Annotated in this window: 18 protein-coding genes and 1 tRNA gene; 11 read left to right on the top strand and 8 right to left on the bottom strand. The window is 69.4% G+C overall.

Going from position 1 to position 15,113, the window contains the following annotated elements:
- Positions 1-117, top strand: a 117-nt coding sequence (locus F1193_RS14235; protein WP_210247381.1) for an ISAzo13-like element transposase-related protein, incomplete at its 5' end; no start/stop codon positions are given.
- A gap of 175 nt (positions 118-292) precedes the next feature.
- Here the strand turns inward: F1193_RS14235 and F1193_RS14230 are convergent.
- Positions 293-369 (bottom strand) — tRNA-Met (locus tag F1193_RS14230).
- Positions 370-698: 329 nt separating this feature from the next.
- On the opposite strand from F1193_RS14230, the gene F1193_RS14225 reads away from it, so the two are divergent.
- Positions 699-1,766 carry a CHAD domain-containing protein gene (locus tag F1193_RS14225; protein WP_150098459.1) on the top strand — a complete coding sequence of 356 codons (1,068 nt, stop codon included), beginning with the start codon at positions 699-701 and terminating at the stop codon, positions 1,764-1,766.
- Positions 1,767-2,132: 366 nt separating this feature from the next.
- Positions 2,133-2,768 (top strand): 2-dehydro-3-deoxy-6-phosphogalactonate aldolase, encoded by a 636-nt coding sequence (locus F1193_RS14220; protein WP_150098458.1) that lies wholly within the window; start codon positions 2,133-2,135, stop codon positions 2,766-2,768.
- Positions 2,769-2,792: 24 nt separating this feature from the next.
- Here F1193_RS14220 and F1193_RS14215 read toward each other — a convergent pair whose 3' ends face one another.
- Both F1193_RS14215 and F1193_RS14210 read right to left on the bottom strand, forming a co-directional pair.
- Positions 2,793-3,266: a BLUF domain-containing protein gene (locus F1193_RS14215; RefSeq protein WP_150098457.1), complete on the bottom strand. Its 474-nt coding sequence runs from the start codon at positions 3,264-3,266 to the stop codon at positions 2,793-2,795.
- 48 nt (positions 3,267-3,314) lie between these two features.
- Positions 3,315-4,961 (bottom strand): putative bifunctional diguanylate cyclase/phosphodiesterase, encoded by a 1,647-nt coding sequence (locus tag F1193_RS14210; protein ID WP_150098456.1) that lies wholly within the window; start codon positions 4,959-4,961, stop codon positions 3,315-3,317.
- Positions 4,962-5,221: 260 nt separating this feature from the next.
- Between F1193_RS14210 and ettA the strand changes: the two genes are divergently transcribed.
- Entirely contained in the window at positions 5,222-6,877 is a 1,656-nt protein-coding gene (gene ettA / locus F1193_RS14205) for an energy-dependent translational throttle protein EttA (RefSeq protein WP_150098455.1), read from the top strand.
- 73 nt (positions 6,878-6,950) lie between these two features.
- Positions 6,951-7,289: a hypothetical protein gene (locus F1193_RS14200; protein WP_150098454.1), complete on the top strand. Its 339-nt coding sequence runs from the start codon at positions 6,951-6,953 to the stop codon at positions 7,287-7,289.
- Positions 7,290-7,360: 71 nt separating this feature from the next.
- Here F1193_RS14200 and F1193_RS14195 read toward each other — a convergent pair whose 3' ends face one another.
- Together F1193_RS14195 and F1193_RS14190 are read right to left on the bottom strand one after the other, a co-directional pair.
- Positions 7,361-7,621: a BrnA antitoxin family protein gene (locus F1193_RS14195; protein ID WP_150098453.1), complete on the bottom strand. Its 261-nt coding sequence runs from the start codon at positions 7,619-7,621 to the stop codon at positions 7,361-7,363.
- Entirely contained in the window at positions 7,605-7,907 is a 303-nt protein-coding gene (locus tag F1193_RS14190) for a BrnT family toxin (protein ID WP_150098452.1), read from the bottom strand. The genes F1193_RS14195 and F1193_RS14190 overlap by 17 nt, the downstream gene beginning before the upstream one ends.
- A gap of 480 nt (positions 7,908-8,387) precedes the next feature.
- On the opposite strand from F1193_RS14190, the gene F1193_RS14185 reads away from it, so the two are divergent.
- From F1193_RS14185 to F1193_RS14160, 6 genes are all read left to right on the top strand, one after another.
- Positions 8,388-11,099, top strand: coding sequence for an HAD-IC family P-type ATPase (locus F1193_RS14185; protein WP_150098451.1), 2,712 nt, complete (start codon positions 8,388-8,390; stop codon positions 11,097-11,099).
- Between the two features lie 79 nt (positions 11,100-11,178).
- On the top strand, positions 11,179-11,652 hold the full coding sequence (tsaA, locus tag F1193_RS14180; RefSeq protein WP_150098450.1) for a tRNA (N6-threonylcarbamoyladenosine(37)-N6)-methyltransferase TrmO: 474 nt from the start codon (positions 11,179-11,181) through the stop codon (positions 11,650-11,652).
- The gene (locus tag F1193_RS14175) at positions 11,649-11,993 is read left to right on the top strand and encodes a DUF2293 domain-containing protein (protein WP_150098449.1); all 345 of its coding nucleotides are present in this window, start codon (positions 11,649-11,651) and stop codon (positions 11,991-11,993) included. The genes tsaA and F1193_RS14175 overlap by 4 nt, the downstream gene beginning before the upstream one ends.
- 233 nt (positions 11,994-12,226) lie before the next feature.
- The gene (locus F1193_RS14170; protein WP_150098448.1) at positions 12,227-12,541 is read left to right on the top strand and encodes a hypothetical protein; all 315 of its coding nucleotides are present in this window, start codon (positions 12,227-12,229) and stop codon (positions 12,539-12,541) included.
- Between the two features lie 80 nt (positions 12,542-12,621).
- The gene (gene prmB, locus F1193_RS14165; RefSeq protein ID WP_150098447.1) at positions 12,622-13,569 is read left to right on the top strand and encodes a 50S ribosomal protein L3 N(5)-glutamine methyltransferase; all 948 of its coding nucleotides are present in this window, start codon (positions 12,622-12,624) and stop codon (positions 13,567-13,569) included.
- A complete protein-coding gene (locus F1193_RS14160) occupies positions 13,566-13,829 on the top strand; it encodes a hypothetical protein (RefSeq protein WP_150098446.1) in 264 nt (87 codons plus the stop codon). Before prmB ends, F1193_RS14160 begins: the two co-directional genes overlap by 4 nt.
- 132 nt (positions 13,830-13,961) lie before the next feature.
- On the opposite strand, the gene F1193_RS14155 is transcribed toward F1193_RS14160, so the two are convergent.
- From F1193_RS14155 to F1193_RS14145, 3 genes are read right to left on the bottom strand one after another with little or no spacing between them, the layout of a single operon-like run.
- The gene (locus tag F1193_RS14155; protein ID WP_150098445.1) at positions 13,962-14,339 is read right to left on the bottom strand and encodes a Na+/H+ antiporter subunit G; all 378 of its coding nucleotides are present in this window, start codon (positions 14,337-14,339) and stop codon (positions 13,962-13,964) included.
- Between the two features lie 8 nt (positions 14,340-14,347).
- The gene (locus F1193_RS14150; RefSeq protein ID WP_150098444.1) at positions 14,348-14,617 is read right to left on the bottom strand and encodes a K+/H+ antiporter subunit F; all 270 of its coding nucleotides are present in this window, start codon (positions 14,615-14,617) and stop codon (positions 14,348-14,350) included.
- The gene (locus F1193_RS14145; RefSeq protein WP_210247379.1) at positions 14,611-15,108 is read right to left on the bottom strand and encodes a Na+/H+ antiporter subunit E; all 498 of its coding nucleotides are present in this window, start codon (positions 15,106-15,108) and stop codon (positions 14,611-14,613) included. The genes F1193_RS14150 and F1193_RS14145 overlap by 7 nt, the downstream gene beginning before the upstream one ends.
- Between the last annotated feature and the right edge of the window lie 5 nt (positions 15,109-15,113).

The raw sequence follows: 15,113 nt of genomic DNA, 5'->3' as shown, positions 1-15,113 counted from the left end.
CCGGCCGGCGTCAAAATCGCCGACGCCGACCTTGAAGCCGTCAACCTCACCCGCCACGACTTCCACGGCGAGTGGAATTACACCATCAGCCCAAACTCACTCGGTTCGGAGCGATAATTCTCGGACAATTCCTTAGCCGGCGAGGGCGACGAGAGTCTTCGCCCTGGAGCTACGCCGGAACCCGCTGGAGTTTGCCACCGAATGATTCCGATAGGATTCCGGCGCGGGAGTCATGGCGGTGGGTTCGAGAGTCAAAAAGCCCGCCATCCCATTGAGATAGCGGGCTTTTTGTTGGTTGCGGGGAGAGGATTTGAACCTCTGACCTTCAGGTTATGAGCCTGACGAGCTACCGGGCTGCTCCACCCCGCGTCAGGGGCGCTGCGACTCCGAAGGAGCGGCGACGCAACGGCTATCTAGCAACTGCCCCCCGCAAAGGGAAGGCCGTGCCTCGATAATTTTGTCATATCATTGTTGTCGAAGCCGGCGAGGGAGAGCGCGGGACGCCGCCGGACGTGCCTGCCTTCATCGAAGGGGGGAGCCAGGCTGGTCCGCAAGCTATTGATCTCGCGCGTGGAATTCCCAGTTACCGGAACACCTGGGCGCGCCGGGGCGGCGAAGCGGCACTGGCGAGCGGGCCCGCGACAAAGGTGGGGACGGCGTACAGGCCGCCGCCGGCAGAGTGCAGGGAGCAGGAAAATATGGCCAGACGCATGCCGGGGGCGGAGGATGCGGCGGCGGTCGAGCTGTCGCGCGCGCTCATAGCCGGCGTGGAAGAGGCCGCCGCCGCCCTCCAATCCGGCCGCCACCGCGACGATGTCGCCATCCACGAGTTCCGCAAGGCGATGAAGCGCCACCGGGCGCTGCTGCGGCTCGCCGAGCCGCTGCGCGGCGAGGCCGCCAGGATCGAGCGCCGCGAGGCCGGGGCGCTGGCGCGGCGGCTGTCCGGCGCGCGCGACCTCACCGCCTCGCTCGAAGGGCTCGACGATCTCGTCGACAAGAAGCTGATCCGCCCCGACTTGGCCGCGCCGGTGCGCGAGGCGCTGGAGGCGGCGCGACGGGCCACCGAGGCCGCGAGCCTCGACACCACGGTGCGCGCCGACGTGCTGGCGTTCCTGGCCAGCGCCCGCGCGGCCGCCGAACGCCTCGCCGACGCCGACCTGCCGCTGCGCGCGTTGATCGCCGGCCTCGCCAAGGGCTTTCGCCGCATGGTGCACGCTGCGCCGGACGACTGGTCGGCGGCATCCGCCGAATCGCTGCACGAGCTGCGCAAGGCGGCGGTGATCCACCGCTACCAGATGGAGCTGGCGCGGCCGCTGTGGCCGCGGCCGATCGAGGTGTGGATCGACGAGGTGCAGAAGCTGCGCGACCGGCTGGGCCAGGGCCAGGATCTGGAGGCGCTGAGCCGCTTTCTCGCCAGCGCGTCGCGGCTCTTGGATGCCCGCCTCCTGGACGCCCGCCGGCGCGCCCGCCTGACGGCGGCGATCCGCACCCGCCAGGGCCAGCACATCGCCGCCGCCGAGCAGCAGATGGCGCGGCTCGCGGCCGAGCGGCCGCACGCCTTCGCCGAGCGGCTGCTCGCCTATGCCGGCGAACAGCGGCTGACGACGCCCCGGCCGGAGGCCCCGGATCCGATGGGCCCTGCGGCAGACAAGGCCGGCCGCCCCGCCGCCGCCCGAACGCCCCGGCGGCGCGCCGCGCCGAAGCGGACTGGAGCGCAAGACCAAAGCCGGCAAACGAACGAGCCGCCGGCCGACTCGTCACCGTAAAGGCGGATGCCGGCGTCGAAATGCCGGCGGCTGCGGCGGACTTCCCATGATGAGCCGCCTGCCGCCAGGATGCGACCGCGCGCAACCACTTGCCGCGTTACGCCCGCCTCCGAGGATCGTGTGACCACGAGGCGACGTGCCGGGCTGGAAATGCTAGGAACGACTCCTCGATATTGTCGAGAATCCCGGAGCGGGGCGGCCGCCGTCGATTGACATGCGTCCGTTTGCACTCGATTGGAGCGCGATGAGCTTTCGTGCCTTCGCCTGGAGCGGTCTGCTGCGCCGCCGCGCGGCGCCGCGGTTGCGGTGCGCCGGCTTTGCCGCCTGCGCCCTCCGGCAAGTGCCGAGGTTTGTGAGGACGATGACATGCCTGTGACGTTCGACGCGGCTTTGGCCGCCTGCCCGCTGGTCGCGATTCTGCGCGGCGTGACGCCCGACGAGGCGGTGCCGATCGGCAAGGTGCTGGTCGATGCCGGCTTCAGCGTCATGCAGGTTCCCCTCTCCACGCCCGATGCGCTGAGCAGCATCCGCCGGCTGGTCGACGCGTTCGGCGACACTACGGTGATCGGCGCCGGCGCGGTGGTCAGCGAGCGCCAGGTGGCCGACGTCGCCCGCGTCGGCGGGCGTCTGATCGATTGCCCGAGCTTCGACGAGACGGTGGTCCGCCTCACCAAGAAATACGGGCTGACGCCGATGCCGGGCGTGGCGACGGCGACCGAGCTGTTCGCCGCCGCGGCGCTGGGCGCCACCACCATCAAATTGTTTCCAGCGGAAATGATCCGGCCCGAGGTGGTGAAGTCGCTGCGCGTGGTGGTGCCGCCGACAATCAAGCTGATCCCGGCCGGCGGCATCACGCCGGAGAGCATGGCGCCCTATTTCGCGGCTGGTGCCAACGGGTTCGGCCTGGGCGCGGCGCTCTACGCCGCCGGGCGCTCGCCGGCCGAGGTGGCCGAGCGCGCAGCCGCCTTCCATGCCGCGCTGGCCGATCTGCAGGCTGCTTGAGCCGACGTGCACGCCGCCGCACGCTCATGCGTGCCGCGACTGGAGCCGTCCTGCGGCAGCGGCTTCCTCCTCCACGGCGATGGCGCGCATCACGTTGAAGATGTGCTCGCCGTCGAGGCGCGCCGCCTCGAACCCCGTCGACTCGCCGATATGGGCGAACAGGCTCTGGCCCTCGGCGGAGCGCCCGAGATAGCCCATCGACCATGACGGGAAGCCGCGCGCCTCGGCGCGCTCGAAGGCGAGCACCTGGATGTTGCCGTGGCGCTCGTCGCGGAGGATCCGCTCCATGGTGACCTCCACAGGGTCGCGGGCACCCTCCAGCACCTGGGCGAACATGCCGGCATTGAAGACCAGCGCGCCGGTGATGCCGACGCGGGCATTCAGGCGGCGCGACGTCGCCAGGATGGCCTCCACCTGGGCGGCCACGTCCTGCGGCGAGCCGAGGATGCGGTTCCGGCTGCAATAGACCAGGCGGTAGAGATCGGGTTCGGGGGGCATGGGTTCGGGGGTCATGGGTTCGGGGGTCATGGGTTCGGCCGTCATGGCTTAGGTCCGGGCTGGGCTGGCGCTGTGTTCGCGGACGACGTCGGCGATCCGGTCGGCCGGCACCGGCGGGCTGATCAGATAGCCCTGCACGTCGGTGCAGCCGGCGGCGGCGACACGGTCGAACTGCTCGGCGGTCTCGACGCCCTCGGCGATGATGGCCATGCCGAGGCTTCGGCCGAGCGCCGCAATGGCCCGCACGATCGCGGTCGCACTCGCGTCGCTCGGCCCGACGCGGACGAAGGACTGGTCGACCTTGATCTTGTCGAACGGAAAGCTGTGTAGCCGCGACAGCGACGAATAGCCGGTGCCGAAATCGTCCATCGACACGTGCACGCCGATCTGGCGCACCATGCGCAGCACGTCGAGGGCGGAGCCATCGTCCTTCAGCAGCACGCTCTCGGTGATCTCCAGTTCCAGCCGGTGCGGGTCGAGCCGGCTCTCCCCCAGGGCCGACAGGATGACCGGCACGAGGTTGGAGGCGCCGAACTGCGCGGCCGAGACATTGATCGCAACGCTGAGCGGCCGCTGCCAGCCGGCGGCCTCGCGGCAGGCGGTGCGGATGATCCATTCGCCGATGGCGCCGATCAGGCCGAACTCCTCGGCGAGCGGAATGAACACCGAGGGCGGCACGATGCCATGCTGGGGGCTGTACCAGCGCAGCAGCACCTCGAAGCCGGTGATCTCGTGCGAGGCCAGATTGAGCTGCGGCTGATAGAGCAGCACGAATTCGCGCATCGCCAGCGCACGGCGCAGATCGAGCTCCAGCCGCCGGCGCGTCTGCACCTGCTCATCCATCGCCGCCTCGAAGAAGCGGAAGGTGCCGTGCCCGGCCTGCCGCGCGCGGCACAGCGCCAGATCCGCGCCCCTCAGCGTGTGGCTGCTGTCGCGCTTCTCCGCCGGCATCAGCGCGATACCGACATTGACCGGGGTGTTGAGCAGATGGCCTTCCACCACATAGGGCCGGCCGAGCAGCTCGATGACGCGCTCCGCCAGGGCCGCGGCCGATTGCGGCTGCGCCTGTCCGACATGGATGAGGCCGAACTCGTCGCCGCCGAAGCGGGCGGCCAGATCGTCGGGCCCGAGCGCCTGCCGCAGCCGGTCGGCCGCCAGGCGCTGCAGCGCGTCGCCCACCGGATGGCCGAGCGACTCCCGGATGTCCTTGAAGCGGCCGAGGCCGACCGTCAGCGCCGCGACGGTACCCGCCTTGGCATCGCGCCGGGCGGCCAGTTCGGCCAGCCGCTCCTGGAACATCGCCCGGTTGCCCAGCCCGGTCAGCGGATCGGTGCGCGCCAGATCGGCCACGCGCTTCGGATCGACGCTGCGGCGCAAATCCTCGGCGCTCACCAGCAGCCCTTGCGGAATGCGCGCCGCCGCAAGACGCACGCGCCGGCCGCACTCCAGCGCGATCTCGCGCGAGGCGAGGTCATCGTCCCAGCCCTGCAGCGCCGCCGCCATCGCGCTGGAGCCGAGCAGCTCGCGAAAGCGCCGGTTTTCCAAAAGGATGCGGCTGTCGGTGCCGACCACGGCGACCCCCACGGCAAGCGCGTCGAGCGCCTCCAGCGCCATCGCGCCGAGGTCCGGGGCGCTCGCGCGGTCCGACTCGCCGCTGCCGGCCACAATCCGTCCTGGGGAGGCTGCCAGAGCCATCGGTACACAATCCTGATCGGTTGTCGGGGGGCGATCGATCAAGCTTGAGAATGCACCTTGGAGTCTTTCCGGACAGTTGCGCGCAGGCCCGAATATTCGCAGATGCGAAATCCGCCGGCGCCGCGGCAACTCGCCGGCTCGCCGGCCCGCGCCCACCCGTTGCCACCGGCGGGGCGCTCGACTAGAACGGCCGCAATCTCCCGAAACCCTAGAAAGGGCGGCACGGCCTTGACCAAAAGGGCCGGACCGCAGCGGTCGATATGAACGGACGGCAGTTCATCTATCACATGCGGGGTCTGTCCAAGACCTACCCCGGCGGCAAGCAGGTTCTGAACAACATCAACCTGTCATTCTACCCGGATGCCAAGATCGGCGTGCTCGGCGTCAACGGCGCCGGCAAGTCGACGCTGCTGCGCATTATGGCCGGCATCGACACCGAATATACCGGCGAGGGCTGGGTAGCCGAGGGTGCGCGCGTCGGCTATTTGCCGCAGGAGCCGCCGCTCGATCCCTCGCTCGACGTGCGCGGCAACGTCATGCTCGGCGTCGCCGCCAAGAAGGCGATCCTCGACCGCTACAACGAACTGATGATGGACTATTCCGACGAGACGGCCGACGAGGCGGCCGCGCTCCAGGACAAGATCGACTCGCAGAACCTGTGGGACCTCGAGTCCCAGGTCGAGCAGGCGATGGACGCGCTGGGCTGCCCGCCCGACGACTGGCCGGTCGACCGCCTGTCGGGCGGCGAGAAGCGCCGCGTTGCGCTGTGCCGCCTGCTCTTGGAGCAGCCCGAACTGCTGCTGCTCGACGAGCCGACCAACCATCTCGACGCCGAGACGGTGAACTGGCTGGAGGGGCATCTGCGCAACTATCCCGGCGCCATCCTGATCGTCACCCACGACCGCTACTTCCTCGACAACGTCACGAGCTGGATTCTCGAACTCGACCGCGGCCGCGGCATCCCCTACGAGGGCAACTATTCCTCGTGGCTGGGGCAGAAGCAGAAGCGCCTAGCGCAGGAGTCCCGCGAGGACGAAGCGCGCCAGCGCACGTTGGCCCGCGAGCAGGAGTGGATCGCCGCCTCGCCCAAGGCGCGCCAGGCCAAGTCCAAGGCGCGCTACCAGCGCTATGACGAGCTCTTGGCCAAGGCGTCCGACAAGGCGCCGACCACCGCCCAGATCGTCATTCCGGTGGCAGAGCGGCTCGGCAACAACGTCATCTCGTTCAAGGGCCTCTCAAAAGCGTTCGGCGACAAGCTGTTGATCGACGATCTGTCGTTCGAGCTGCCGCCGGGCGGCATCGTCGGCGTCATCGGCCCCAACGGCGCCGGCAAGACCACGCTGTTCCGCATGATCACCGGGCAGGAGCAGCCCGACGCCGGCTCGATCACCGTCGGCGAGTCGGTCAAGCTCGGCTATGTCGATCAGAGCCGCGATTCGCTCGACGGCAAGAAGAACGTTTGGGAAGAGGTCTCCGGCGGCCTCGACATGCTGCAGCTCGGCAAGCGCGAGGTGAACAGCCGCGCCTATTGCTCGGCCTTCAACTTCAAGGGCCCCGACCAGCAGAAGAAGGTCGGCCAGCTGTCGGGCGGCGAGAGGAACCGCGTCCACCTCGCCAAGATGCTGAAAAGCGGCGCCAACGTGCTGCTGCTCGACGAGCCGACCAACGACCTCGACGTCGACACCCTGCGCGCGCTGGAGGAGGCGCTGGAGGATTACGCCGGCTGCGCCGTGATCATCAGCCACGATCGCTGGTTCCTCGACCGCATCGCCACGCACATCCTGGCCTTCGAGGGCGACAGCCATGTCGAGTGGTTCGAGGGCAACTTCCAGGACTATGAGGCCGACAAGATGCGCCGGCTCGGCACCGATTCCATCCTGCCGCACAGGCTGAAGTACAAGAAGTTCGCGCGCTGAGAAGCTTGGACGCTTCCTTCAACTCACTGAACGCTCGCCGCGCAGCGGCGAGCGTGTCATCGATGTCGAGGCTGTGGCCGAGCCACTGGAAAACTTTACTGCCAACGACGGCGACTTCGAGAGATGTTCTGGATACAGTGCTGTCGCGCCCCTTATCCAGGGCATATTCGTCGAAATGTTCAGCAACGTTCCTCATGGTTCGAAGTGGTGGAACCGTCGCATCGAAGACGTCCAGTGCCTTGGAAATCGGTTCTGCTACGGTTGGCGATTGCTTCGCGAGTTCGAGCGATCGCCGAAACCGATAAAGAGCGACAATGAAGAACTGGAAATCATAGAACCGGCGCAACAAGAACTCGCCGTCCATGGGGTCGGGGCGGCAGAGGCGTTGACGTTGAAGTTCGAGTACCCATAGCCAGTTGCTGGCCAGCCGTCGGCTCCGTTCGAGGCTCACGGCCTCTGTCGGCGGTGGCCTCTTCGGCACGCTCACCCCACCTTCTCCTTGAGCCACATCTTGATCAGCGACTGATACGGCACGTCGCGCTTGTTGGCCTCGATCTTGATCTGCTCCAGCAGGCTGACCGGCAGGCGCAGCGAGATGGCGGTGGTCGAGGGCTTCAGATTGGGCAGGCGCACGCGCTCGGCCCGGCTCCAATCGACATGATCGGCCGAGTCGTGGCTTTCCCAGAACGCCCGCTCCTCGGCCTCGGTGGCGAAGGTCGGCACCGGTTCAAGCTTGCGTTTCATAGATCATCCGCTCCCTGCGGCTCATGTCCCGCGCCGAGATGACGCGGATCCTGGTGCCCTCGGCCCGCAACGTGAACGTGACATGGAGGAGGCGCCCTCCGTCCGTCTGGCCGAGCGCGTGGAGGCGCGGCTCGGCCGTGCTGTGTTTCGGGTCGTCGACCACCAGCAGCGGCGCGTTGAAGAACACCTGCTCGGCTTCGGGGCCGCTGACGCCGTGCTTGTCCGCATTCTTGCGGGCATTGCCGTCGTCCCAGTCGAACCCGCTGACCTGATCGAGATCGAGCATCGCCTTGTATATTTCAGACATATACGCGCGAGGTCAATGCCGGGGGCATGCCCTGGATGCCCAATGTGAGGGAGCAATAACTTATGGCATTCTCCGCAAAAGTGGGAACCGGTTTTGCGGACGGGAATGCGACAGAGTAATAACTTGGAGCATTCCAATGGGACCGGACCGCGATGCCCCCCGCCCCTGACTCCTCCCCGCCATTCGCTGCGCTCATGAGGGGAGGGGAGAGGCGACGCCGTCTGCTCCCCTCCCACCACGCGCGTGGCGGGGCGGGGGGAACATCCGTCGCGCCGATCAGCGCTGCCCGCGAACGAACCTCGCGCTGCCGCCGTTGGCGGAATGGCCAAGGGGGCACGCCGGGGCACGCCCGGCCGCTCCTCGATGTCGGCGGCGCGGCGGGCCCTCCGGGAACCGGCGAGGTCATGAGTCGGCAATCCGGGCGAGAGCGCGCCCGCCGCAGAGGACAGCGATCCCCTGATGAACCAAGGCAACGCCGCCCCCCCGGCCTGGCACGCGCTCGACGCCGCGGACTGCCTGACGCAGCTCGACAGCCGCACCGACGGACTCACCGCGGCCGAGGCGGCGTCGCGGCTTGCCGCCGACGGTCCGAACCGCCTGCCCGAGGCGCCGCGGCGCGGGGCGCTCGTGCGCTTTGCGCTGCAGGTCCACAATTTGCTGATCTACGTCCTGCTGGCCTCGGCGCTGGTGTCGCTGCTGCTTGGCCACCTGCTCGATTCCCTGGTCATCCTGATCGTGGTCGTGCTCAACGCGGTGATCGGCTTCCTGCAGGAGGGCAAGGCGGAGCGGGCGCTCGAAGCCATCCGCGCCATGATCGATCCCAAGGTCACGGTGCTGCGCGAGGGGGTGCGGCGCTCGATCGCCGCCGAGGAGGTGGTGCGCGGCGACATCGTGCTGCTGGAAGCCGGCGACCGCGTGCCGGCCGACCTGCGGCTGATGCGCAGCCGCAATCTGCGCATCGACGAGGCGATCCTGACCGGCGAATCCGTGCCGGTGGAAAAGGCCACGGACCCCGTGGCGGCGGCGGCGCCGCTCGCCGAGCGCGCCGCGATGGCCTATTCGGGCACGCTGGTCACCGGCGGGCAGGCGAGCGGCCTGGTGGTGGCCGCGGGCGCGGCCACCGAGCTTGGGCGCATCAGCCGCCTGCTCGGCGCGGTGGAGGAGCTGAAGACGCCGCTGATCGCCCAGATGGACCGCTTCGCCCGCCAGATCACGCTGGTGGTGCTCGGCGTCTCCGCCGCCGCCTTCGTGTTCGCGGTGCTGCTGCGCGGCTATGCGATGACGGACGCCTTCATGGCGATGGTCGGCCTCGCGGTCGCGGCGATTCCCGAAGGGTTGCCGGCGGTGATGACCATCACGCTGGCGGTGGGCGTGCAGCGCATGGCGGGCCGCAACGCCATCATCCGCCGCCTGCCGGCGGTGGAGACCCTGGGCTCGGTGTCGGTCATCTGTTCCGACAAGACCGGCACCCTCACCCGCAACGAGATGACCGTGCGGGCGGTGGTGACCGCGAATGACAGCTACGAGGTAAGCGGCGCCGGCTACGTGCCCGCCGGCGCATTCACCCGCGCCGGCATCGAGATCGATCCGGCGCAGGACGGCATGCTCGCCGAACTCGTGCGCGCCGCCGTGCTGTGCAACGACGCCGAGACGCGGGAAACGGAGGCGGCCTGGCTGGTCGACGGCGATCCGATGGAGGGCGCGCTGGTGGTGCTCGGCGCCAAGTCCGGCCTCGACGTGAGCGCCCTGCGCAAGGCGGTGCCGCGCACCGATGAAATTCCCTTCGACGCCGCCCACCGCTTCATGGCGACGCTGCACCACGACCATGAGGGCAACGGGTTCATCTTCGTCAAGGGCGCGCCCGAGCGCATCCTCGACATGGCCCACGCCGCCCGCACCATGACGGGCGAGCGCCCGCTCGACCGTGCGGCCTGGAGCGCCCAGGCCGACGACCTCGCCGCCCAGGGCCAGCGCGTGCTGGCCTTCGCCACGAAGCCGGCCGGCGCCTGCCAGCAGAGCCTGACCTTCGCCGACGTGGAGGACGGCCTGGTGCTGCTCGGCCTCGTCGGCTTCATCGACCCGCCGCGCGAGGAGGCCATCGCCGCCGTGGCCGAGTGCCAGTCCGCCGGCATCCGGGTGGTGATGATCACCGGCGACCACGCCATCACCGCGCGCGAGATCGGCCAGCAACTGGGGCTGGCGCGGGCGCCGGTGGTGCGCACCGGCGAGGAGGTCGACCGGCTCGACGAAGCGGATCTGGCGCAGGCAGTGCGTGAGACCACCGTGTTCGCGCGCACCACGCCCGAGCACAAGCTGCGCCTCGTCAGCGCCCTGCAGGCGCAGGGGCTGACGGTGGCGATGACCGGCGACGGCGTGAACGACGCGCCCGCGCTCAAGCGCGCCGATGTCGGCGTCGCCATGGGCTGCAAGGGCACCGAGGCCTCCAAGCAGGCCGCCGAGATGGTGCTGGCCGACGACAATTTCGCCTCGATCGTCGCGGCGGTGAAGGAGGGGCGTACCGTCTACGACAATCTGCGCAAGGTGATCGGCTGGACGCTGCCCACCAATGGCGGCCAGGCCGCGACCATCCTGGGGGCGATCGCGATGGGCTGGACCCTGCCGATCACCCCGGTCCAGATCCTGTGGGTGAACATGGTCTCGGCGGTGGCGCTGGGCATGACGCTGGCCTTCGAGCCGGCCGAGCCCGGCAGCATGGCGCGCCCGCCGCGCCGGCGCGACGCGCCGCTGGTCTCGGGCGAACTCGCCTGGCAGATCCTCCTGGTGACGATCCTGTTCGCGATCTTCGCCTTCGGCATGTTCTTCTGGGCCGGGCAGCGCGGCCTGCCGATCGAGGAAGCGCGGACCATCGTCGTCAACACCATCGTGGTGCTGGAAATCTTCTATCTGTTCAGCGTGCGCTACGTGCACGGCCCCTCGCTGACCTGGCAGGGCGTGCTCGGCACCAAAGCGGTGCTGATCGGCGTGGGCGTCACCGTGCTCGCCCAGCTCGCCTTCACCTATGCGCCGCCGTTCAACGCCGCCTTCGAGACGCGGCCGATGTCGCTGCTCGACGCCGCCGCCATCCTCGGCGCCGGCGTCCTGCTGCTGGTCGTCCTCGAAACCGAGAAGCTGCTGCGCAAGGCGGCCACCAACGCCCGGCCGGGCGGCTGAAGCATTTTCCACAGGACCGGGCCCACTTTTGCGGAGAATGCTCTAGCATCGACGCAAGGCGGCATCGGCGGGAGGCATCATGACGGCGATCTTCGACTCCGCTCTCCGCGAGGGGGAGATCGGCATCGAGCTGCCGGAGTCGTTCGACGCCGGCCTCTATTTCATCGGCACCATCCGCACCCCGTTCCTGCGCCGCGAAGACTGCCCGCGAAGCGGCGCCGACAGCGATGCGCTCTGCACCATTGAGGTGTTCGAGCGTTTCGCCGATGCGCTGCTCGGCATCGAGGCATGCGCGCATCTCGACGTGCTCTATTGGCTGCACCGCTCGCTGCGCACCGTGATGGTGCAGCGGCCGCACCACCGCCCGGATCCGCGCGGCGCCTTCGCCCTGCGCTCGCCGGTGCGCCCGAACCCGATCGGCCTGTCGGCCTGTCCGCTGGTGAGGGTGGAGGGCCACCGGCTCACGGTGCGCGGGCTGGATTGCCTGGACGGCACGCCGCTGATCGATCTCAAGCCGCATCAGGCGGATGCCGGCCGGCGGGCCGGACCATGAGCGGCGCGGCCGGCACCCGCCGCCAGCGCGCCTTGCGCAAGGCGATCCGCGAGCTTGCGCCGCACATTCCGCTGGCCGACGCCGAGCCGATCTTCCGCCAGGCGCTGTCGGCGCCGGCGCTGCGCGGGCTGCCGCCCTCCATCGCCGTGTGGCTGGCCACCACCACCCACGTCCGCCACTGCCACACCGACTATGACACGCTGCTCGCCGAGGGCTATGACCGCGACGCGGCGCGGTTTTTCGTCGTCGATAGGATGAACGAAATATTAACGCAGTGGGGCGCGGCCCGGCTGGTCGATCCGGAAGTCGAAGACCTGGAAATCGAGCAATTTCCGGCCTGACTGCGGCCGCCCGCAAGCACGGGCGCGCCGACTTCGCGCGAATTTTGGCGCTTTTGCAACCGTGGCATTGCGAGCAGGCGACCGTGTCCCAGCGCCGCATCCGCAACACCACGCCGTGACGCTCGTACCATCCGATCTGCCGATGTTTTGGCGCAATTCATCGTCAAGACTCAAGCCATAGACTTGACGGCTCGGAAGCGGTGGTTCCGCTCCCGCAGCGCATGGAGGTCACCATGACACGCACCTTCTCGACTCTCGCCTGTGCGGGGCTGGTCGCCGCTGCCGCCATGGCCGCCGCGCCGGCCCCCGCCGAGGCGCGCTACCGCGGCGGCGACGTGGCCGCCGGTGCGGTGCTCGGCTTGGCCGCCGGCGCGTTGATCGGGGCCGCCGCCGCCAATGCCGCGCCGACCTACTACTACCCCGCGCCGCCGCCGCGCCGCGTCTACTATTACGAGCCGGTCGAGGCGCCGGTCTGCTACATGGCCAACCGCCGCATCTGGGTGGAAGGCTATGGCTGGACCGTCCGCCGCATGGAAGTGTGCGAGTAATCCGATCCTGCGGCTGAGCGCGGCCGCACCGGGGCGACGGACCTCTTGCGTCCGTCCCGCCGGGCGGCTATCGGGCTGATGTGACCGACAGCACCGCCGACACCGACGCCGAAGACCTCCTGACCGTGCGCGACTTGGTGCGCTGCGCGGTCAGCCGTTTCAATGCGGCTGGCATCTCCTACGGCTACGGCACCGAGACCGCGCTCGACGAGGCGGCGTTCCTGATCCTGGAGGCGCTGCATCTGCCGATCGACGACCTCGCGCCCTGGCTCGATGCCCGGCTGACGCGGGCCGAGCGGCGCCACGTGCTGCACCTGATCGAGGCGCGGGTGACCACCCGCATGCCCGCGCCCTATCTGGTCGGCCGCGCCTATATCCAGGGCGTGCCGTTCGCGGTCGACCCGCGGGTGATCATTCCGCGCTCCTTCATCGGCGAGTTGCTGTTCCGCACCGACCTGATCGGCCCCGATGGCGCGCTGATCGGCGACGTCGGGGGGGTCGAGCGGGTGCTCGATCTCTGCACCGGCTCGGGCTGCCTCGCCATCCTCGCCGCCCACGTCTTCCCGAATGCGATGATCGACGCGGTGGAGCTGTCGGCCGACGCCGCCGAGGTCGCAGCCTACAACATCGCCAACAGCGGGTTCGCCGACCGCATCACGCTGTTCCGCGGCGACCTGTTCGCGCCGGTGGCCGGCGCGCACTACGATCTCATCCTCACCAACCCGCCCTATGTCGATGCTGAGGGCATGGCGAATCTCCCGCCGGAGGCCGCGCACGAGCCCCACTTGGCGCTCGACGGCGGCGCCGACGGGCTCGACATCGTCCGTCGCATCCTGGCCGAAGCGCCGGCCCATCTTGCGCTGTCCGGCGCGCTGATGTGCGAGGTCGGCCGGGGCCGACCGGCGCTGGAGGCCGCGTTCCCTGATCTGCCGCTGTTCTGGCTCGACACCGAGACCAGCGAAGGCGAGGTGTTCTGGCTGCGGGCGGAGGATTTCACGCCGGCCACAACACGCGGCCGGCTGCCGTGACGGCGCGGCTGGCGCGCGCCGGGCTGCTCGCGGCCGTGGTTGCTGCGACGCTGCCGGCAGCGGCCGGCGAGGATGCCGAGATGCGCCAGCGCCCGCCCGCCGAGCGCAATTCGCGCACCGCCGGCTGCATCGCCCGGGTGACCCAGCAATACGCGCCCCCTGCCGATGACCGCGCCGCGCCGGAACGGCGCACCGATGGCCTCCGCCCCGCCGAGCGGCTCGGCGCCGCGGTCTATGCCCGCTGCGGCCTGCCGCGGTGATCTTTCACGTCAGACAGTTTCCGGGTGATCGGCTCGGCTTCTTTCTTCCCTCTCCCCTTGCGGGAGAGGGTGGCGAGACCGAGCGAGGCGAGGTCGAGCCGGGTGAGGGGTGCATACGGCGCGCTTGAAGATTCACCCCTCACCCGCCTCGCGATCTGTCGATCGCTCGGCACCCTCTCCCGCAAGGGGAGAGGGGAAAGAGAGCGGCTCCGCCTGCGGCGGACGCTCGCGCGCCTTCAACGCCGCCTTGGCGATCATGTGGGCGCTGACCGGCGCGGTGATGAACAGGAACAGCACGATCGCGAGGTCGCGCAGGCTCACGCCCTCGCCTTGAGCGTTGAAGTAAATCATCGAGCCCAGCACCATGGCGCCGACGCCGAGCGTGGTGGCCTTGGTGGGGCCGTGCAGGCGGGTGAACAGGTCGGGCAGCCGCACCAGCCCGACCGCCCCGAGCAGCACGAAGGCCGCCCCGATCAGCACCAGCGCCGATGTCAGCACCTCGGTCAGCATGGCAAGTCCTATTCAATGACATCGCCGCTGAGGCGGAACTTGCACAGCGCGGCGGTGCCGACGAAGCCCATCATCGCGATCAGCAGCGCCGCCTCGAACGAGATGGCGTTGCCGAACAGGATGTCGAACAGGATCACCAGCGCGATGGCGTTGACGGCGAGCGTATCGAGCGCCAGCACGCGGTCCATCACGCCTGGGCCGCGCACCAGCCGCCACAGCGTGAGGGCGATGGCGGCCACGACCAGTCCCACTGCGACGGGCACGACGACGGCTAGCATGCGAAGGCCTCCCGCAGCGGCGCCTCGTAGCGCCGCTTGATGGTGTCGACGAGCATCTGCGCATCGGTGTCGTCGAGCGCATGGACGAACAGGATCCAGCGCTCACGGTCGATCTCGATCGAGACCGTGCCCGGCGTCAGCGACACGATGCTGCCGAGAATGGTGGCGACGAAGCCGTCGCGCAGATCGAGCGGCACCTCGACGAAGGCGGGATGCAGCCGATGGAGCGGCCCGACGACGCGGCGCGCCACCGCGAAGTTCGCCACCACGATGTCGGCCAGCACCGTGCCGGCGAGGCGCAGCGCCACCAGCGGCCGCGCGAGGCGAGGCCGGTCGGGCCAGAATGCGGCGGTGAGCCGGGGGATGGCCAGCGCGACGACCGCGCCGAGCACGAACTGGCCGGGCGTGATCTGCGGCGCCAGCGCGAGCCACAGCCCCAAGATCATCAGGCTGAGCACCGGCGCCGGCACGAGAGCGTGCAGAACGGACATCGGAA

The sequence above is a fragment of the Blastochloris sulfoviridis genome, assembly GCF_008630065.1.
GTDB lineage: Bacteria > Pseudomonadota > Alphaproteobacteria > Rhizobiales > Xanthobacteraceae > Blastochloris > Blastochloris sulfoviridis.
The sequence above is the reverse complement of the archived record's forward strand: the minus strand, read 5'-3'. Positions and strand labels throughout refer to the sequence as shown.

Excerpts from the sequence above, each read along its gene's own strand:
- F1193_RS14195 (WP_150098453.1), bottom strand. The coding sequence starts at position 7,621 with ATGAAACGCAAGCTTGAACCGGTGCCGACCTTCGCCACCGAGGCCGAG.
- ettA (WP_150098455.1), top strand. The coding sequence starts at position 5,222 with ATGAACGGACGGCAGTTCATCTATCACATGCGGGGTCTGTCCAAGACC.
- F1193_RS14175 (WP_150098449.1), top strand. The coding sequence starts at position 11,649 with ATGAGCGGCGCGGCCGGCACCCGCCGCCAGCGCGCCTTGCGCAAGGCG.
- F1193_RS14150 (WP_150098444.1), bottom strand. The coding sequence starts at position 14,617 with ATGCTAGCCGTCGTCGTGCCCGTCGCAGTGGGACTGGTCGTGGCCGCC.
- F1193_RS14155 (WP_150098445.1), bottom strand. The coding sequence starts at position 14,339 with ATGCTGACCGAGGTGCTGACATCGGCGCTGGTGCTGATCGGGGCGGCC.
- F1193_RS14185 (WP_150098451.1), top strand. The coding sequence starts at position 8,388 with ATGAACCAAGGCAACGCCGCCCCCCCGGCCTGGCACGCGCTCGACGCC.
- F1193_RS14220 (WP_150098458.1), top strand. The coding sequence starts at position 2,133 with ATGCCTGTGACGTTCGACGCGGCTTTGGCCGCCTGCCCGCTGGTCGCG.
- tsaA (WP_150098450.1), top strand. The coding sequence starts at position 11,179 with ATGACGGCGATCTTCGACTCCGCTCTCCGCGAGGGGGAGATCGGCATC.
- F1193_RS14210 (WP_150098456.1), bottom strand. The coding sequence starts at position 4,961 with ATGGCTCTGGCAGCCTCCCCAGGACGGATTGTGGCCGGCAGCGGCGAG.
- F1193_RS14190 (WP_150098452.1), bottom strand. The coding sequence starts at position 7,907 with ATGCTCGATCTCGATCAGGTCAGCGGGTTCGACTGGGACGACGGCAAT.
- F1193_RS14145 (WP_210247379.1), bottom strand. The coding sequence starts at position 15,108 with ATGTCCGTTCTGCACGCTCTCGTGCCGGCGCCGGTGCTCAGCCTGATG.
- F1193_RS14170 (WP_150098448.1), top strand. The coding sequence starts at position 12,227 with ATGACACGCACCTTCTCGACTCTCGCCTGTGCGGGGCTGGTCGCCGCT.
- F1193_RS14215 (WP_150098457.1), bottom strand. The coding sequence starts at position 3,266 with ATGCCCCCCGAACCCGATCTCTACCGCCTGGTCTATTGCAGCCGGAAC.
- F1193_RS14225 (WP_150098459.1), top strand. The coding sequence starts at position 699 with ATGGCCAGACGCATGCCGGGGGCGGAGGATGCGGCGGCGGTCGAGCTG.